Raw genomic sequence first — 18,385 nt, 5'->3', positions numbered from 1 at the left:
GCTCGCACCGTCTTTGCGTCGTTACACTCCCCCTTTGAAGGGGGGCGGGGGGGATGTTTTTAGTATTTTCTCTTGGTCTTCCCTTCGTCTTTTGTTCGTTCATCGTTCGTCTCTTCTTTATCTGCCTGTGCGGCTCGCACTATCTGCCTGTGCGGCTCGCACCGTCTTTGCGTCGCTACAGTTCCCCCTTTGGAGGGGGTTAGGGGGAGGTTACTTTGGTCTTTTGTTCGTTAATTATTTATCTGCCTGTGCGGCTCGCACTATATGCCTGTCGTGCTACGACCTCGCACCTGCCTGTCGTGCTACCACCTCGCACCTGTCATTTTGTCATTTCCCGTCACTTTGGTACTCTTTTCGCTATATTCCCGCGATGAATAACACTTAAAAGTAAAAGGTAAGCTCTGTATTTTATCTTTTAACTAAAATAATAATGAAAGGAAATATAAATGTCTCTGTGGAAAACATCTTTCCATTGATTAAAAAATTCTTGTATAGCGACCACGAGATTTTCCTCCGTGAGCTTATTTCTAACGCTACCGATGCAACCTTAAAACTCAAACACCTCACCACTATAGGCGAGGCGAAGGTGGAGTACGGCAATCCGATGATTGAGGTGAAGGTGGATAAAGACAATAAAACCCTACACATCACCGACCAAGGGATTGGTATGACGGCTAAAGAAGTTGAAAAATACATCAACCAGATAGCCTTTTCAGGAGCTGAAGAGTTCTTGGAAAAATATAAAGATACAGCTAAAGATGCCGGTGTGATAGGGCATTTTGGTTTGGGTTTCTATTCGGCTTTTATGGTTGCCAAACAAGTGGAAATCATCACCAAATCCTATACCTATGCTCCAGCCGTACGCTGGGTATGCGATGGTAGCCCTGAGTTTACCTTAGAGGAAACTGACCTGCGCACCGAACGCGGTACTGAAATCATTCTGCACATTGCTGATGATTCGACCGAGTTTCTGGAAGACTACCGCATTGAGGAACTGTTGCGCAAGTACAACCGCTTTATGCCCGTGCCTATCAAATTCGGCACCAAGCAAGAGCCTTTGCCACGCCCCGAAAATGCTCCCGACGATTACAAAACCGAGTACGTAACGGTAGATAACATTGTAAATAACCCCAACCCTGCGTGGACGAAACAACCAGCCGATTTGAAAGAGGACGATTACAAGGCATTCTACCACGAACTGTACCCAATGCAGTTTGACGAACCGCTGTTTCACATACATCTGAATGTAGATTATCCGTTCCACCTTACTGGTATACTGTACTTTCCGAAACTGACCAACGATATGCAGCTACAGAAAGACCGCATACAGCTGTACCAAAATCAGGTGTTTGTAACCGATAACGTGGAAGGTATTGTACCTGAGTTTCTTACGATGCTCAAAGGGGTGATAGATTCGCCTGATATTCCGCTGAACGTATCGCGTTCCTACCTACAAGCCGACGGCAATGTGAAGAAGATTGCGAACTACATCACCCGCAAGGTAGCCGATAAGTTGAAATCACTTTTCACTAACAATCGTGAGGATTTCCAAAGCAAGTGGAACGACATTAAGATAGTGCTCGAATATGGTATGCTTACCGATGATAAGTTCTACGAAAAAGCAGCCGACTTTATGCTATATCCCACTACCGATGATAAGTACTACACTTTGGCGGAACTGAAAGAGGCTATCAAGGCAAATCAGACTGACAAAGAGGGTAAGCTCGTAGTGCTGTACGCCCAAAATAAAGAACAACAGTACACCGCTATTGAGGAAGCTAAAGAAAAGGGCTATATAGTGCTACTGTTGGATAGTCCTATCGTATCGCATCTCATACAGAAATTAGAAGGCGATAACGAAAAACTCACTTTTACCCGTGTAGATGCTGCCCCTGTAGCCAAGCTAATACAGAAAGAAGAGCCTACAATTGCTAAACTATCGGAAGAAGAGAAGAATACTCTCAAAACTGAGATAGAGAAAGTTATCCCTAAGGACGGCTATATGGTGCAGCTGGAGGATTTAGACAGTGAGGATACCCCATTTGTTATCAATCAGCCAGAGTTTATGCGCCGAATGAAGGAGATGAGTGCTACGGGGGGCGGAGGAATGTTCGCTATGGGCGGCTTCCCCGAAGTATATCACGTAGTAGTGAACGCCAATGCTCCTTTAGCTGAAGCCATTATCCACGCTAAAGACGATGCCCAAAAGGAAAACCTCATCAAGCAAGCCTTTGACTTGGCACGCCTCTCACAAGGACTGCTTAAAGGCAAAGAACTCGCCGACTTTGTAAAGAGAAATTGGGAAATTACCAATTAAGTGCGTATTGATTAACAATGTATTGTCGCTTTTGTATCACATCTCCCCCTTTTAGGGGGGCAGGGGGGATGTTTATAATTGGTAAGTTAATCTATTCCCTTTAATAATCACTTTTAATTTATATCGATTATGTTCAAAATTATAATGTTTGTGCGTAAAAAAGCTGAGCTTAGCACAGATGAATTTATAAAGTTATGGGAAGCGCATTCTCAAAAAGTAATAGGTTACAAAGAAGTCTTACTGATAAAGGACTATGCTAAGACATTTCCTTTTCATCCTACTGATGAAAAATCATCTACACAACGCGAAACACAACCTTTTACATTTGATGCAATGGGAGAATTGTGGTACGATAGCAAAGACGATTTTCTCAGAGCCCGCAACACTCCTGAGGGACAAAAAGCCTTAACCGATCTCCGTACTGATGAACTCAAATTTGTAGATATGGCAAACTCAGTAATGTGGTTGGGTACTGAGGAAAGAATATTTTAACAACGCTGGTGCGTGTCTTTGGCTCGTACCAGTTTTTTTGTATAATTCAATAAAAACTTCTACTTTTGCAAAAGGATATACTAAAACACTCCTTATTGATGAAGCATCTGTTATTATATTCTTTTATCCTATTCAGTTATTCTCTCTTTTCTCAGTCAATAAAAGGGAAAGTTACCGATATGTACCAACTTCCTATTGAATTTGCTGAAGTAATATTGTATGAGAACAACAAACCTCTCCTAAGTGAATTATCAGGAAAAGAGGGGAGTTTTGTTTTGTTGGTAAATAAACAAGGAAACTTTACACTTACAATAAGGCATTTGGGTGAGATACTATATCAAAAAACAATACAACTTGAAAGTAATACAGACTTAGGAGTGTTAATGGTAGATAACTCTCGCCAGTTATCAGAAATCACGGTTATAGCAAAAAAGCAACTCATTGAAAAGAAATCGGATAGATTGGTGTATAACGTACAAAATAGTCTGCTCTCTACGAGAGTGAGTAGTGATGAATTGCTCAAAAACATTCCCCGAATTGACCCTACCAGTGATGGACTCAGAATTATTGGAAAAAGCAACGTATTGGTAATGGTAGATGATAGATTGCTTAATATTTCAGGAGATGATTTAAAGAATTATTTAAAAACATTGCGGTCTGAGAACATTGATAAAATAGAGGTAATTACTAACCCCTCAGCAAAATATGACGCTGTAGGTAACACAGGGCTCATCAATATCAAATTAAAGAGAAAACAAAACGCAGGTTTTGATGCTAATATATCTTCAACGGCTATCCTCAGGACTAAAGCAAGTGCAAATAATGCAGTAACGCTCAACTATTCTAATGAAAAACTAATCTTCAATTACAATTTGTTTTACGGTGATGAAAGTAGAAATTTTGAGAACAAAAATAAACTTATTTTTAGTGATGAGCTGAGAGAATCAATTGAAAATACCGAGAGAATTGACAAAGGTTTGAGCCATCAGTTCAATGCCGACTATCAGTTAGCTAAGGCAATGAATTTTGGGTTTTACTTTAATTACAGCAACTGGGATAACAATGCTTATGGACATTCTGAGATTAAATTCTACAACAATGAACAAAGCCTATTGAGAACTCAGCAATTAACTACCAATACTTTAGGTGATCGAAAAGGGCTTTCTTTTTCACCCTACTTAGATATAAAATTAGACACTTTAGGTAGCCAACTGAAATTTTACTATAATCACAACCAAAATACAAATAATGCTACCACCGAATTAAACACAAAACAAGTTACAGACTATACTTTTACTATCAATGCTTTGGGTACTGATTTAGAAACGACACTATTGAATACAAAACTTGAAATAGGAGCTAAAGCCACTTATTTCAACAATGATAATAGAGTGAATTTTGGCAATAATTCTAATGATTTTCTATATAAAGAGCGCTTATGGGCAAGCTATTTCAATCTTTCTCGCAATCTCACCGAAAAACTCTTTTTAAGTGCCGGGGTAAGGTATGAATATACCCAAACAGAAGGAATATTAGCAACTCAAAATATCACGAATGAAAAGCGTTATCACAATTGGTTTCCTACCGCCTCTTTTTCCTATGAGGCTAATGATAACCACGCCTATTCTCTCTCTTTTAACCAACGAATCGCAAGACCAAGCTTATATGATTTGAACCCTTTTAGGGTTTATAAAGATGCTAATAATTACGAAATAGGTAATCCTGATTTGTCCCCAAATATCACTACCAATATAGAGTTGGGGTATGTGTATAAAGGCAATCTATCGTTTTCATTATATGGTTCTAAAATAGCAGATAATTGGGCTTTTGTAGTATCTACTGAAAACAGCAATAATACAGTAGTTACACAACCTAAAAATGCACTTACTACTTATAGCATAGGCTCTGAATTGGCTTACAATTGGGAGATTTCAAAACGTATCTCTTGTTATAGTAGTGCCAATGTATCTTACCAACAATCAAAATCTACTAACAAAAATCTATCTGATGGTAATTTGCGAGGTATACAAGGTACTATGCTCTCTAATCTTACCATAGCCTTGAATGAGAATAAAACTAACAAAGTATTTTTGAATATGTTGTACAACACCAAGGGGGTGGAAGAAATGTATGTTTCCAAGAATACTTTTTTGATGAGATTAGGAGCTTCTTTGTCATTTTTAGACCAAAAATTGGGAATAAGCCTCTACTTAACCGACCCTTTTAGCACCACAATAGCAAGAAATAGTGCCGATTATAGCACTTATACATTTGAAAACAGAATTTTCAACGACAATCGAAGTGTTCATTTTTCTGTAGTCTATAAAATGGGTAACAATCGCTCTAAAACGAATGAAATACAAGTAGATAATTCAGAAAAAGACAGATTGATAAAAGATAAATAAGTGTAGTATTTGCACACGTTGTAATTAATAAATTAATATATGATTCAAGAACTAAAAGCCCGTAGTGGCAACTGTTGTGAGCTCTGTGGAGCAACCGACCACCTAACCGTATACACCGTACCACCCGCTCGAAACGAAGGGGTGGATAACAGTCTGTTAGTATGCGACACTTGTCGCACCCAGATAGAAGCCCCTGAAACGATGGACAGCAACCACTGGCATTGCCTGAACGACAGTATGTGGAGCGAGCATCGCCCTGTGAAGGTAATGGCGTGGCGACTGCTGAACCGCTTGAAAAACGAAGGCTGGTCATTAGATTTGCTCAATATGATGTACCTCGATGAGGAAGAGTTGGCTTTTGCTCAAGCCAGCGACGACCATTTGGAGGACAGCGAGAAGGTAGTCCACAAAGATAGCAATGGGGCAGTATTGGCCAATGGTGATAATGTAGTGCTTATCAAAGACCTAAAAGTAAAAGGCACGAGTATGACTACCAAACAAGGCACCGTCGTGCGCAAAATCACCCTCGACCCCGAGAATGCTCAGTATATAGAAGGCAAAGTAGAGGGGCAACAAATAGTTATCCTTACTCAATACGTAAAGAAAGCTTAGTTTAGATAAGAGATGAAAAATACACCTGTTTATTAATAAGGAAATTAATAAACAGGTGTATTTTTTATTTGGTAGTTTAAAAATAAAGCTATATCTTTGCCGAAAATTAATAAATGTATGAAACAACTATTTACCATTATCGCATTAGTCTTCTTGAACTTTGGCTACAGCCAAACAAGAACTTTTACTCAACCTCAGATGCCTTTGGCTACTGATAAGGAGAACCTTATTACCTCCTTTGAAATCCCTGCACAACAAGGAACCTTCCTCAAAAACCTTTCTTTACATTTCAAAGCTAAAAAACTCGATTTAGCAGAAATCGCTGTCTATGTAGGTAACAATGCTAAAAGAGACCAAGCAACCCTTTTTGCTAAAACCTCTGATCTAAACTGTACAACAAAATTGTACGGCAACTTCAATGTAACAAATGATTCCCTCTTTGTTTGGGTCTCAGCGCGTACCACTGTTACCCCTGATCTCTTACAAAAAGTATATCTCTCAAAAGTAATACTCACCACCGATAAAGCAAAACTTACGCTTACTAATGCTAAAAAAGAAGGTCAGCGTTACGCCCTTACCTTGCGTCAGCGCAAGCAAGATGGCGTGGAGTGCTATCGCATTCCTGGGCTTACCACTACCAACAAAGGAACTCTCATTGCTATTTACGACAATCGTTACAATAATTGCAAAGATCTACAAGAAGACATTGATGTAGGAATGAGTCGTAGTACCGATGGCGGACAAACGTGGGAACCGATGAAAAGAGTAATTGATATGGGCGAATGGGGTGGTCTCTCTAACCAACTCAATGGGGTAGGCGATGCCGCTGTTTTGGTAGATGAGAAAACTAATAATATCTGGGTTATGGGCTTGTGGCAACACGGTTTATCACCCGACCAAATGAATTGGTGGTACTCCAAACAAGGTATGACTCCGCAAGAAACCGGACAAATAGTGGTAGTGAAAAGTGAAGATGATGGCAAAACGTGGAGTCAACCTGTAAGCATCACTTCCCAGATGAAAGATCCTTCGTGGTATCTCTTTTTCGATGGTCCTGGTCGTGGTATTACAATGAGTGACGGTACGCTTGTGTTTGCAGGGCAGTTTAAAGATAAAGACCAAGTACCACACTCAACAATCATTTATAGTAAAGATAGTGGTAAAACGTGGCACGTAGGTACGGGGGCTAAATCGCACACTACTGAAGCCCAGGTGGTGCAACTTACCGATGGTTCACTAATGCTTAATATGCGCGACGATCGCAACCGTACTAATACTAATATTTCCGATGACAAAAACGGTCGCTCAGTAGCTATTACAAAAGATATGGGCAAAACTTGGGTAGAACATAACACTTCACGCAGTGCCTTGATTGAACCTAATTGTATGGCGAGTATTATTTCTTATAAAGATAAAAAAGATAAACAATATTTGTTCTTCTCAAATCCTAATAGCAAGAAAGGTCGTGTGAATATGACTGTTAAGGTGAGTGATGATGAGGGCAATACTTGGGATAAGCTTCCTTCTGTATTGCTTCACGAACAAGGTAGTATGGGCTATTCTTGCCTTACTATAATCGATAATAAATACGTCGGTATTCTTTATGAAGGCAACGGTGATTTGTATTTCCAAAAAGTACCTATTAAGGAATTTATAAAGTAAAAATAAAAGAAATTGTAATCTAATAGAGACGATGTAAAAAGCATCGTCTCTATTTGTTTTCAATATTTTAAGATTTAAAATGCTTAAAAAATTTGCTTTGTATATAAAAAATGAAGTACATTTGCACGCAACTAAATTCTCTTTTTAAAATGGATTTCCAAAATAAAATTATTAATGAAGGGCTTACCTATGACGATGTCCTTCTTATCCCCAATTATTCCGAGGTATTACCTCGTGAAGTGTCAATTACCTCTCGTTTTACGCGCAACATTACCTTGAATGTTCCCATTGTCTCTGCGGCTATGGATACTGTTACCGAAGCAGCTATGGCAATAGCTATGGCACGCGAAGGAGGCATCGGGGTGCTTCACAAAAATATGACTATTGAGGAGCAAGCCAAACAAATACGCAAAGTAAAGCGTGCCGAAAGCGGTATGATCATCGATCCTGTTACGCTTCCCTTAAATAGCAAGGTGAGTGATGCAAAACGCTGTATGAAAGAAAATAGTATTGGTGGTATTCCCATTGTTGATGATAACGGAATCTTAAAAGGTATTGTAACCAACCGAGATTTACGCTTTGAACACGATAATAATCGCCCGATAACCGAAGTAATGACCTCTAAAAACCTCGTGATTGCCAACGAAGGCACTTCTATGAAGGAAGCTGAGGGTATTTTACAACGCAGTAAGGTAGAAAAACTCCCCGTAGTAGATAAAAACTACAAATTAGTAGGTCTTATTACTTTCCGAGACATTGCCAACTTGCAAGAAAAATCTATTTCTAACAAAGATAGCTTAGGACGCTTGCGCGTAGCAGCAGCCTTAGGCGTTACTGCCGATGTGGTAGACCGCGCTGAAGCCCTCGTACAAGCAGGAGTTGATGCGGTGGTTATCGATACAGCTCACGGTCATACCAAAGGTGTTATTTCAGCTCTTAAAGCCGTGAAAAATAAGTTTGCCGACTTAGATGTTGTGGTAGGAAACATCGCTACTGCCGAAGCTGCCCTTTATTTAGCCGAAAATGGTGTTGATGCAGTGAAAGTAGGCATCGGGCCAGGTTCTATATGCACTACCAGAGTCGTAGCAGGTGTCGGTTATCCTCAATTATCAGCGGTGATGAACGTCGCTTCTGCTCTTAAAGGTAAAAGAATCCCTGTGATTGCCGACGGAGGCATTCGTTATACTGGCGATATCGTAAAAGCCATCGCTGCAGGTGCTAATAGTGTGATGCTTGGCTCTCTGCTTGCTGGCACTAAAGAATCACCAGGCGAAACAATCATTTTTGAAGGTAGAAAATACAAATCTTATCGCGGTATGGGCTCGGTGGAAGCTATGAACCAAGGTAGTAAAGACCGCTATTTCCAAGATGTTGAAGACGATATCAAAAAATTAGTTCCCGAAGGCATTGTAGGACGCGTGGCATACAAAGGCGAACTGCAAGAAAGTATGCATCAGTTCATCGGTGGTTTACGCGCAGGTATGGGATACTGTGGCGCAAACAATATTGAAGCCTTGCAAGCCGTGAGTCGCTTTGTGCGCATCACTGCAAGCGGAATTACCGAAAGCCACCCCCATAATATTACCATCACCAAAGAAGCTCCTAATTATTCACGCTAATAAATGAATAAAACTTCCAAAAATGAGGCTGTCTGAAAAGATTAGACAGCCTCATTTATGTAATAAATAATAAAAAGATACAAACTCCCAGATTATTTTGTACTTTTGCCCCTTGAAAATACATTAACTATTGTCATAAATGTTAAAAAGAATATCACCATATACACTTATAATGCTTTCTTTCATTGGTTTGATAGTGGTAGGAGCATTATTATTGATGTTGCCCTTTGCACATTTCCCTGATAAAGATATTTCTTTTTCCGAAGCGCTCTTTACAGCTACTTCGGCGGTAACCGTTACAGGTCTTTCAGTAATTGATATGAGTGTGACGTTTACCATTTGGGGTAAACTCATATTATTAGTGCTTATTCAGTTTGGCGGATTGGGGGTGCTCACTATTTCTTCGGTGCTGGTGTTGCTCATCGTCAAACGCATTGGATTTTATACCAAACGCTTGGTTGCCGAAGGGATTAATCACAACAAAAGTTACGATATTTATGTGGTTACTAAGCGTGTGGTGCTTATCACTTTGATTTTTGAGGCAATAGGAGCTGTCTTTTTGTTTGCTTCTTTCATTCAAGAATACTCTTTTTTCCAAGCGTTGTTTATGGCGGTGTTTCACTCGGTTTCAGCATTTTGTAATGCCGGAATTTCTTTGTTTCCGCATAGCTTTGAAGGGTATACATTTAATGTTTTTGTGAATTGTGTACTCGCTTTTTTGATTATTTTTGGCGGAATTGGTTTTACTACCATTATCCAAACTTATGAATATCTCACCAAAAAGCGTCGTCGTTTAGATATTAACTCTCAATTTTCTATCATAATGACGATTATCTTGCTCGTTGCGGGTACGTTTTTGTTTTTTACCTTAGAGTATAGCAATTATCACACGCTTTATGGTAAAAGTACTTTTCACCGTTTGCTTATTAGCTTTTTTCACTCGGTGAGTTTGCGTACTGCCGGTTTCGATACTATTCCGTTGGAGCATTTAAGTAGTGCCACCATTCTTTTTTGCGTAACGTTTATGTTCATTGGGGCATCACCTAATTCCACAGGTTCTGGAGTGAAAACAACTACTATTGGCATCTTGTTTTTAGGGATTAAAACAGCATTGTTTAATAAGAATTATATCGAATTTTCAAAGAGGCGCATCTCTTGGAAGCTCTTCAATAAAGCTTCGGCACTCGTTTTTATTGCAATGATGTATGTGCTAACGATGATTATTGTGCTTACAGCCTTAGAACCCGATATAGAATTTACTAAAATAGCTTTTGAACTCATTTCGGCATTCAGTACTTGCGGACTTTCCACTGGCATTACCCCGCAATTAGGCATTTGTTCGAAATTTATTTTGATATTTACAATGTTTTTGGGTAGGGTAGGACCTCTTACTATTGTGCTTGCCCTTTCAAGACCACGTGCCGAAGGAAATTACAAATACCCTAAAGAAAATATTTTAATAGGATAGATTATGAAGAATTTTTTAGTCATAGGATTAGGAGAATTTGGCAAATCGGTAGCCAAAACACTCTTTAAAAACAAAGCGACTGTGCTGGCAATAGATTCGCGCGAAAGCGTAATCAAGCAAGCGCTCAACGAAGGCATCATCGATGAAGCGATTATTTTGGACGCTACCGATGAAATTGCTCTTAAAAACGTAGTTCGCGATGATTTTGATACCGCTTTTGTGAGCGTAGGCGATAATATTCAAGCAAGTATCCTTATTACTTTACAGTTAAAGGAATTAGGAGTTAAGAATGTGATTTGCAAAGCCGTGAATCACACTCAAGAAAAGGTGTTATACAAAATTGGGGCTAACCAAGTAGTATTTCCCGAAGAATTAATGGGTGAAAAAGTAGCCTATTCCGTTTTACGACCTACGATTATAGAGTATTTTAAATTTGCTGAAGATTATTTTATCTACGAAGTAAAAGTACCGAAGAGTTATGTAGGAAAATCGTTGATGGAACTCAATTTGCGACACAAATACGAGATAAATATTTTGGCGGTAAAACATTCTGATGGCAAAATGAACGTAACGCCCGACCCTAATATCAAACTCAATAAAGACGACCTCTTAATTATACTCTCCAACACCAATGTAATTGACAGAGTAGTTTAAAAAAATGATTCCAGAAGCTAATTTTTAGTTTCTGGAATCTAATTTTTAGTTTATTTTGCAGTTGCAAATGCTTCTGTAATAAAACTGAATGCTTCTGTAAGCAATAAAATAGCTTCCCGAAGCAATATTTTTGATTACGCTGACAATAATTTAGCTTCCGTAAGCAATTTATATTGATTACGGAATCTAAAAAATAGATTAATGAAACAATATTTTTGATTAAAGAGACAATATTTTAGCTATCAACTTTGCCAAAGTTTTAAACTTTGGCAAAGTTGGTGAATGAAGAAGACGATATATTGGAGATGATTAATAAAAACTTAACAGAAGAAACTAAAATTTAGATTAATAGAATAATAGAAAACGAATTTTCGTAGTTATTTTATAAGTATTAAGTATAAACATTTAAAAAAAATATAGAAAAATGATAAAACTTGAAAGATTTGAAGAAATAAAAAATGAAGTAGAGCAAGCAGTGAAAGAATTGTTTGAGTTTGCAAAAAATAATCAAAAGGATAAAAATGATTATTATTTATTTTTAGCAAATTGTTGTTATGTGCCAAAAGAGGATGATAAAATTAAATATATTGAAGACTATAGCGAATATATTATAGATTATTCCATTGATAGATTAATTGATATTGATAGGATTAATTTCTTAACAAAATATATAAATAGTTATTACTCTTTTTCTAGTTTAGATAAAACAACAGATGAATTAGAAGCTGTTACTATTGAAATGATGATATACACACATATATGGGAGGCTGATAATTTTCTGAAACAATTAAAACAAATATCGAATTTGTGTTTAAATGAGGAATATGATTGGAAAGTGAAAGCTCCAAATTCTGAAAATGGAGAATCAAAGCAAAAGTTCATCAGAGAAGAATTAAGAGATAAGTTTAAAGAAAAAGGATTAAAAATAGCAGAAGTTATGACAAAAGGATATCGTTCTCAGTTAAGAAATGCTTTTGCGCATTGCAATTATTCATTTTTTAAAAAAGGAAGAATAGATTTGCATAATTTCAAACCTAATAGTTATGAAAAAAAAAGTATTACTTTTAATGAATGGACAGAATACTTTTGCTATTCTTTTTTATTCAATTATTTTTTCTTAAATCATTATTATACAGAAAGGGGAAAAATTAAAAGTCAAATAGAAGTGTTTTTGAGAAATAAAGATGGAGAAAAGGAAAAAGGGATTTTGATATATAATTCACTAAATAAAAGTTTTAATGCTAAATTTTTGGAACGGTAGAAGAATGTATTTGTTAGATGATTTTATATAATGTTATTTTTCAACAATGCTAATATGTACATTTTGTTTTATGTATCATTTAATCTATGTTAAACTTTTGTTAAAACATTTGCTTTTCTAAATTATAGTTCGTTACTTTGACGCGATTTTAACCCCAAAAGAATTTTAACTATGGGAAATTTAATAAACGCAACCTTGTCAGAAACTGAAAGAGAAGCTGTAAAGACAAAACTTTCTGAAATTGAAAGTACTTTAAAGTTTTTAATTGCCTTGCCCGCCGGTCAGAAAAGAGGCGGCGCTTCTATGGGGCAAAAAAGTGTGGAATTTGTGAACCTCGCTTTGCGTGGTGCCAATCATTTTCCGCAATATTTGTTGCAATCGTTTAATAAAACAGAGTTCGAAAACGATGTGCAACTCATTGCTCAGTTGTGGGATATCCGCGTATTGGTGGCTTCCTTGCTCGAAAAGCTCGACGATACCATTTATGCTGCTTCCACTGATGCGATGCAAACAGCCAATGAAGTGTATACTTATTTAAAAACATCGGCTAAGAAAGACGCTTCAGTAAAAGCTTTGGTAGATGAAATGTCTAAGCGTTACGGCAAGAAAAAAGCTAAAACAACCCCTGCCGAAAAGTAATGTAAATTTAGTATCAAGATAAAACGCTGAAAGAAAATTGTTTCTTTTGGCGTTTTTTTGCCTTATATACTATAGTAAAAAATAACATCTTTAGCAAAATTGTGTTGCTCATCCAATAAAAATTTGCACAATTCATTTATTTACCGTACTTTTGTGTCATTATAAAAGCCGATTATGCTACAGAACAATTATCAAGAAGAAACCTTTGCCGAGAACGATGTAATGGAACTCGTGGGCGAGGAATATCACCTTATTTTATACAATGATGATGTCAATACTTTCGATCACGTTATCGATACTTTAGTAAAGGTTTGCCATCACACCTTTGAACAAGCCGAGCAATGTGCTATTATTGTTCATTTTAAAGGAAAGTGCGATGTAAAATCAGGAAGTTATGACTTTCTCGAGCCGCTTTGCACCGCCCTTCTCGATGCAGGACTTTCTGCTCAAATAGAAAATTAACAACTATTGTACTTTTAACTATTCCCTCTTAACTTTTAACTATTCACTACAATCGTGGAACTCAAATTATCAAAACCCATTTGTTTTTTCGACCTCGAAACAACAGGCATCGACATTACTAAAGACCGTATTGTTGAAATATCCATTTTAAAAGTCTACCCCAATGGCAATAAAGAAAGTAAAACGTGGTTAGTAAACCCTACTATTCCTATCCCAAAAGCGTCATCGGATGTGCACGGCATTACTGATGAACGCGTAGCCAATGAGCCTACTTTTAAAGAGCTTGCCAAGCAAATTCACAATATGATTAAAGATTCTGACCTTGCTGGCTACAATTCCGACCGCTTCGATATTCCTTTGCTTGCCGAAGAAATGTTGCGTGCTGAAGTAGATTTTGATTTAGGGAACCGTGTGGCGGTGGATGTGCAAACTATTTTTCACAAAATGGAACAGCGCACCCTCTCGGCAGCCTATAAGTTTTATTGTGGAAAGGATTTGATTGATGCGCATTCAGCTTCGGCAGATACTAATGCTACTTATGAAATCCTTAAAGCTCAACTCGACCGTTACGACAGCTTAGAAAACAACATCAAAAAGCTCAGCGAGTTCACTTATCGCAAACAAATAGCCGATTTTGCTGGTTTTATTGGCTTTAATGATAAAGGAGAAGAAATCTTTACCTTCGGCAAACACAAAGGTAAACGTGTGGAAGATATTTTTGACGAAGAACCAGGTTATTTTGGCTGGCTTCTTGGCGCTGATTTCCCTTTATATACCAAAAAAATCCTTACCGCTATCAAGCTACGCAAACTATCATCTACTACTAAATAAAAAAATCTAATCCCTCATTCGTTTTTATTTATGGAAACAAATTTTGATTTAGAAGAAGAAAACAAAGCCATTGCGCGAGAGTATAAAGAGCTCTTGCGCATTAGTTATCAAGCTCTTAGCGATGATGATAAAAAGCTCATTCGCTTAGCTTTTGATACGGCTGTTGATGCGCACAAAGACCAACGCCGAAAAAGCGGTGAGCCTTACATTTTTCACCCTATAGCTGTTGCAAAAATTGTCGCTTCACAAATTGGGTTAGACGCCGTAGCCATTGCGGCAGCTTTGTTACACGATGTGGTAGAAGATACTGAGTATACCAATGAGGATATCGAACGACTTTTTGGACCCACTGTAGCACATATTGTGGCGGGACTCACTAAAATTTCTCATTTAAGCAAAGAAAATGACATTTCATTGCAGGCGGAAAACTTCCGTAAGCTCCTCCTCACGATGAACGACGATGTGCGGGTGATACTTATCAAAATTGCCGATAGGTTACACAATATGCAAACAATGGATTCGATGGCGGAGTATAAACAAACCAAAATAGCGTCCGAAACATTGTATATTTATGCTCCTATTGCTCATCGCATTGGTTTGTATAACATTAAAACAGAATTAGAAGACCTTGCCCTTAAATACACCGACCCAGAACGCTACAATAGTATCCTTAATAAAATGGAGCAATCCAAAGAGGAACAACAATCTTACATAGATGACTTTACCAAAATAGTAGAAACGTCTCTCAACGAGCAAAAAATTGATTATTACATCAAAGGGCGCTCTAAATCCATCTATTCTATTTATAAGAAAATGGAAAAACAAGGCGTGAGTTTTGAAGAAGTTTACGATAAATTTGCAATTCGCATCATCTATAAGAGTCAACCTTCTGAAGAAAAGTTTTTAGCTTGGAAAATATACTCAATTGTTACCGACCACTTTCGTCCAAATCCTACCCGATTGCGCGATTGGATTTCTTCACCCAAATCTACAGGTTATGAAGCCTTACATATTACCGTAATGGGACCTAAAGGCAGATGGGTAGAGGTGCAAATTCGCAGTGAACGTATGCACGAAATCGCCGAAAAAGGTTATGCAGCTCATTTTAAGTATAAACACGGCGACCAAAAAGAAGAAGGCATCGAAATGTGGCTCAATAGGTTGCAAGAAATCTTTGAAAACAGCGAAGCTAATGCAGTAGACTTTGTAGAAGACTTTAAACTCAACTTGTATTCCAAAGAAATTTTTGTCTTTACCCCTAATGGTGATATAAAATCCCTTCCGAAAGGTGCAACACCCTTAGATTTTGCTTTTTATATCCATACAGGAGTGGGATTAAAAACACGGGGAGCCAAAGTAAACAATAAATTAGTGCCTTTAAACTATGAGCTCAAAAGTGGTGACACGGTGGAAATCATCACTGCTGAAAATATGAAGCCCACTAAAAACTGGCTCAATTATGCAACCACTGCCAAAGCTCGCACTAAGATAAAAAATGCTTTAAAAGAAGAAACGAAAACCGTTGCAGCCGAAGGAAAAGAGATTTTAGTACGCAAATTAAAGCAATTAAAAGTTCCGTTTAATGAAGATGTAATGAATGAGCTCGTGAATTACTTTAAAACCAAAACGAGTTTAGATATTTACTATCAAGCAGGCACAGGAGAAATCACCAATCAGATGTTGAAAGAATTTGCTTCCCAACGCACTTCTTTCTTCGGCTTATTTAAAGCTAAAACACCCAAAAGACCCGCCGATGAACCTACTTATCAGCCCAACATTCACTATGATAGTATCGTTTTTGGCAAAGAAGAAGAAACCTTAGACTATACGTTTTCAAAATGTTGCAATCCAATACCTGGTGACCCCATTTTTGGTTTTGTTACTATCAACGAAGGAGTGAAAGTGCACAAAAAAACTTGCCCCAATGCCATTTCTATGCAATCGAATTATGCTTATCGCATCATTCAAGCCAAATGGGTAAAATCGGACGAACGAGATTTTAAAGTGAGTCTCAAAATTAGTGGTATTGACCGTGACGGACTCATCAGCGATATCTCAAAAGCAATTTTGGATAGCAAATTTGTAAAACTTACTAACATTAATATTGATTCCGAAGGCAATGTGTTTAACGGGAAAGTATCTATTTCTATCAACAACAATGCTACTCTCAAGAAACTAATGCAAGATATTAAAGACATTAAAGGAGTAGATAAAGTAACCAGATTATAATATGCGAAAGTTAGCTAATAATGAGCTTAACCGCTTGGATATTGAGCAATTCAAGAAAGCTGAAAAGACACCTTTGATAGTTATTTTGGATAATGTGCGAAGTTTGAACAATATAGGTTCAGTTTTTCGTACGTGCGATGCTTTTTTAATAGAAAAAGTATACCTCTGTGGGATTACAGCTACGCCTCCTAACAAAGAAATACATAAAACAGCTTTAGGTGCCACTGATAGTGTGGCGTGGGAATATGTGAAAGATACGTTGGAGGTAGTAAAAAAGCTAAAAGAAGAAGGTGTTTGCATTATCAGTATTGAACAAGCTGAACACGCTACAATGCTAAATGATTTTCAACCTAACGGAAAGCAAAAATATGCTATTATTTTTGGTAACGAAGTAAAAGGAGTGGAACAAGAAGTAGTTTCAGCTTCTGATGAAGTAATTGAAATCCCACAATATGGTACCAAACATTCACTGAATATTTCGGTGAGTGCAGGTATTGCTATTTGGGAGATTGCAATGAAGCTGAGAAAGCTATCATAAAAGAGGTATAACAATAAAAAAAGTCTGATAATGGTTTGTTATCATACTTTTTTGTTTGAGCGGGAGACGAGGTTCGAACTCGCGACATTCAGCTTGGAAGGCTGACGCTCTACCAACTGAGCTACTCCCGCAAATACTATGACATAATTAATTTTACCGGTGCAAATATACGTTTATTTGCTATTATTGTCCAAATTTTTGATATACTTTTTTCAATCTTTTTTGTAGTGTAAAAAGCAAAAGATTATGAATCAGTAATTTTATTATCCCTCCTCTTTTGATAAAAATAAAGACAAGAGAATGAAGATAAATATCCAGCACTTATTGATAGCAATAGCAAAGTTCCACGTAAAGGGTGCGTCCAACTACCTATAAAACTTTCATCAATAGCATAGACAAACAATATAATATAGGGGATCCAAAATAAGATTCGTTTTTTAAAGAATAAAAATGTACTGATGAGCAAACATAAAGGTAAAGCGTAAAATAATATAATCCCCACTAAAAATCCCCATCCAAAAGCTTTGTCTGTTGGCTTTTTCATCCAATCAATGTAAGCTTTTTCTCCAAGTATCTCAACAAATAATGCTATACAAGTTGCTAATATAATAAAAAACAACACTGTAACCGTCTTGCGTAAAGTTTTAGAATGCATATTTTTACTGATTTTTATCTTTATAAGTGGTTAAACTTGCTAAAAGTAATGAAACAAGCTCTTTATGATTGATTTTCATCACTGAAGTTGCTATACTAATGGGTGTTCCGTAGGTGCTGATACTAAATTGCATCATTTTCTTGAGAAAAATATTCTTTTCATTAGCTATAAATGCTTCTGGATTTTTAATCATTATGAAAATAGTTTTACTTCCTTTGATATTCAATTCTTGAAAACCTGTTATTTCACTCCAAAGAATCTCATAATACTTCTGTATTCTTATATGAAGAGCTTTTTCATCTATAGCCAATACCCAACGGTTGTTTAGTAAGTTTTTTATGATGAAAAAGGAAGCTATAAGGACTAAAACAATGGCTGCAATACCTATAGTTTCTATAAAAACAATGTTTCTCTTACCGTCTTTTGATAATTCTTCAGCATTTAAAAAGCAAAATAAGCCCACAGCCAAGAAAATGAGAGCTAAAAATAGTAAAAATACGTTTTTCTTTTTGCTAGTGTAAATTTCTGTTCGTTCCATTGT

General features: G+C 37.1%; 16 protein-coding genes and 1 tRNA gene. 14 read left to right on the top strand and 3 right to left on the bottom strand.

Annotated features, from left to right (window positions below):
- Positions 1 to 430: 430 nt before the first annotated feature.
- The 14 genes from htpG to RCZ04_RS05085 all read left to right on the top strand — a co-directional run bounded on the left by htpG (position 431) and on the right by RCZ04_RS05085 (position 17,189).
- On the top strand, positions 431 to 2,317 hold the full coding sequence (htpG, locus tag RCZ04_RS05150) for a heat shock protein Hsp90 family protein (protein ID WP_460484890.1): 1,887 nt from the start codon (positions 431 to 433) through the stop codon (positions 2,315 to 2,317).
- A gap of 129 nt (positions 2,318 to 2,446) precedes the next feature.
- On the top strand, positions 2,447 to 2,809 hold the full coding sequence (locus tag RCZ04_RS05145; protein WP_460484889.1) for an EthD domain-containing protein: 363 nt from the start codon (positions 2,447 to 2,449) through the stop codon (positions 2,807 to 2,809).
- A 98-nt stretch (positions 2,810 to 2,907) separates the two neighbouring features.
- The gene (locus tag RCZ04_RS05140; RefSeq protein ID WP_460484888.1) at positions 2,908 to 5,214 is read left to right on the top strand and encodes a TonB-dependent receptor domain-containing protein; all 2,307 of its coding nucleotides are present in this window, start codon (positions 2,908 to 2,910) and stop codon (positions 5,212 to 5,214) included.
- Positions 5,215 to 5,253: 39 nt separating this feature from the next.
- The gene (locus tag RCZ04_RS05135) at positions 5,254 to 5,826 is read left to right on the top strand and encodes a PhnA domain-containing protein (protein ID WP_460484887.1); all 573 of its coding nucleotides are present in this window, start codon (positions 5,254 to 5,256) and stop codon (positions 5,824 to 5,826) included.
- Between the two features lie 117 nt (positions 5,827 to 5,943).
- Positions 5,944 to 7,488 carry a sialidase family protein gene (locus RCZ04_RS05130; protein ID WP_460484886.1) on the top strand — a complete coding sequence of 515 codons (1,545 nt, stop codon included), beginning with the start codon at positions 5,944 to 5,946 and terminating at the stop codon, positions 7,486 to 7,488.
- Between the two features lie 149 nt (positions 7,489 to 7,637).
- Positions 7,638 to 9,107, top strand: a complete 1,470-nt coding sequence (gene guaB / locus RCZ04_RS05125) for an IMP dehydrogenase (protein WP_460484885.1) — start codon at positions 7,638 to 7,640, stop codon at positions 9,105 to 9,107.
- Between the two features lie 139 nt (positions 9,108 to 9,246).
- Complete coding sequence (locus RCZ04_RS05120) at positions 9,247 to 10,575, top strand: TrkH family potassium uptake protein (RefSeq protein ID WP_460484884.1); 1,329 nt, start codon at positions 9,247 to 9,249, stop codon at positions 10,573 to 10,575.
- A 3-nt stretch (positions 10,576 to 10,578) separates the two neighbouring features.
- Positions 10,579 to 11,229, top strand: coding sequence for a potassium channel family protein (locus tag RCZ04_RS05115; protein ID WP_460484883.1), 651 nt, complete (start codon positions 10,579 to 10,581; stop codon positions 11,227 to 11,229).
- A gap of 424 nt (positions 11,230 to 11,653) precedes the next feature.
- On the top strand, positions 11,654 to 12,490 hold the full coding sequence (locus RCZ04_RS05110) for a hypothetical protein (RefSeq protein ID WP_460484882.1): 837 nt from the start codon (positions 11,654 to 11,656) through the stop codon (positions 12,488 to 12,490).
- A gap of 171 nt (positions 12,491 to 12,661) precedes the next feature.
- The gene (locus RCZ04_RS05105) at positions 12,662 to 13,129 is read left to right on the top strand and encodes a hypothetical protein (protein ID WP_460484881.1); all 468 of its coding nucleotides are present in this window, start codon (positions 12,662 to 12,664) and stop codon (positions 13,127 to 13,129) included.
- 174 nt (positions 13,130 to 13,303) lie between these two features.
- A complete protein-coding gene (locus RCZ04_RS05100) occupies positions 13,304 to 13,591 on the top strand; it encodes an ATP-dependent Clp protease adaptor ClpS (RefSeq protein ID WP_460484880.1) in 288 nt (95 codons plus the stop codon).
- 54 nt (positions 13,592 to 13,645) lie between these two features.
- Positions 13,646 to 14,422, top strand: coding sequence for a 3'-5' exonuclease (locus RCZ04_RS05095; RefSeq protein ID WP_460484879.1), 777 nt, complete (start codon positions 13,646 to 13,648; stop codon positions 14,420 to 14,422).
- A 30-nt stretch (positions 14,423 to 14,452) separates the two neighbouring features.
- Positions 14,453 to 16,651, top strand: a complete 2,199-nt coding sequence (locus RCZ04_RS05090; protein WP_460484878.1) for a RelA/SpoT family protein — start codon at positions 14,453 to 14,455, stop codon at positions 16,649 to 16,651.
- Position 16,652: 1 nt separating this feature from the next.
- Complete coding sequence (locus RCZ04_RS05085; protein WP_460484877.1) at positions 16,653 to 17,189, top strand: RNA methyltransferase; 537 nt, start codon at positions 16,653 to 16,655, stop codon at positions 17,187 to 17,189.
- Positions 17,190 to 17,247: 58 nt separating this feature from the next.
- Here RCZ04_RS05085 and RCZ04_RS05080 read toward each other — a convergent pair.
- From RCZ04_RS05080 to RCZ04_RS05070, 3 genes are all read right to left on the bottom strand, one after another.
- A tRNA-Gly gene (locus RCZ04_RS05080) sits at positions 17,248 to 17,320 on the bottom strand.
- 113 nt (positions 17,321 to 17,433) lie between these two features.
- Entirely contained in the window at positions 17,434 to 17,844 is a 411-nt protein-coding gene (locus RCZ04_RS05075) for a hypothetical protein (RefSeq protein ID WP_460484876.1), read from the bottom strand.
- 4 nt (positions 17,845 to 17,848) lie between these two features.
- Positions 17,849 to 18,382, bottom strand: coding sequence for an STM3941 family protein (locus RCZ04_RS05070; protein WP_460484875.1), 534 nt, complete (start codon positions 18,380 to 18,382; stop codon positions 17,849 to 17,851).
- Between the last annotated feature and the right edge of the window lie 3 nt (positions 18,383 to 18,385).

This window comes from Capnocytophaga sp. HP1101 (assembly GCF_054772415.1).
The sequence above is the reverse complement of the archived record's forward strand: the minus strand, read 5'-3'. Positions and strand labels throughout refer to the sequence as shown.

What these genes read in the sequence shown, in the direction of transcription:
- htpG (WP_460484890.1), top strand. Translation starts at nt 431, where the DNA reads ATGAAAGGAAATATAAATGTCTCTGTGGAAAACATCTTTCCATTGATT.
- RCZ04_RS05145 (WP_460484889.1), top strand. Translation starts at nt 2,447, where the DNA reads ATGTTCAAAATTATAATGTTTGTGCGTAAAAAAGCTGAGCTTAGCACA.
- RCZ04_RS05140 (WP_460484888.1), top strand. Translation starts at nt 2,908, where the DNA reads ATGAAGCATCTGTTATTATATTCTTTTATCCTATTCAGTTATTCTCTC.
- RCZ04_RS05135 (WP_460484887.1), top strand. Translation starts at nt 5,254, where the DNA reads ATGATTCAAGAACTAAAAGCCCGTAGTGGCAACTGTTGTGAGCTCTGT.
- RCZ04_RS05130 (WP_460484886.1), top strand. Translation starts at nt 5,944, where the DNA reads ATGAAACAACTATTTACCATTATCGCATTAGTCTTCTTGAACTTTGGC.
- guaB (WP_460484885.1), top strand. Translation starts at nt 7,638, where the DNA reads ATGGATTTCCAAAATAAAATTATTAATGAAGGGCTTACCTATGACGAT.
- RCZ04_RS05120 (WP_460484884.1), top strand. Translation starts at nt 9,247, where the DNA reads ATGTTAAAAAGAATATCACCATATACACTTATAATGCTTTCTTTCATT.
- RCZ04_RS05115 (WP_460484883.1), top strand. Translation starts at nt 10,579, where the DNA reads ATGAAGAATTTTTTAGTCATAGGATTAGGAGAATTTGGCAAATCGGTA.
- RCZ04_RS05110 (WP_460484882.1), top strand. Translation starts at nt 11,654, where the DNA reads ATGATAAAACTTGAAAGATTTGAAGAAATAAAAAATGAAGTAGAGCAA.
- RCZ04_RS05105 (WP_460484881.1), top strand. Translation starts at nt 12,662, where the DNA reads ATGGGAAATTTAATAAACGCAACCTTGTCAGAAACTGAAAGAGAAGCT.
- RCZ04_RS05100 (WP_460484880.1), top strand. Translation starts at nt 13,304, where the DNA reads ATGCTACAGAACAATTATCAAGAAGAAACCTTTGCCGAGAACGATGTA.
- RCZ04_RS05090 (WP_460484878.1), top strand. Translation starts at nt 14,453, where the DNA reads ATGGAAACAAATTTTGATTTAGAAGAAGAAAACAAAGCCATTGCGCGA.
- RCZ04_RS05085 (WP_460484877.1), top strand. Translation starts at nt 16,653, where the DNA reads ATGCGAAAGTTAGCTAATAATGAGCTTAACCGCTTGGATATTGAGCAA.
- RCZ04_RS05075 (WP_460484876.1), bottom strand. Translation starts at nt 17,844, where the DNA reads ATGCATTCTAAAACTTTACGCAAGACGGTTACAGTGTTGTTTTTTATT.
- RCZ04_RS05070 (WP_460484875.1), bottom strand. Translation starts at nt 18,382, where the DNA reads ATGGAACGAACAGAAATTTACACTAGCAAAAAGAAAAACGTATTTTTA.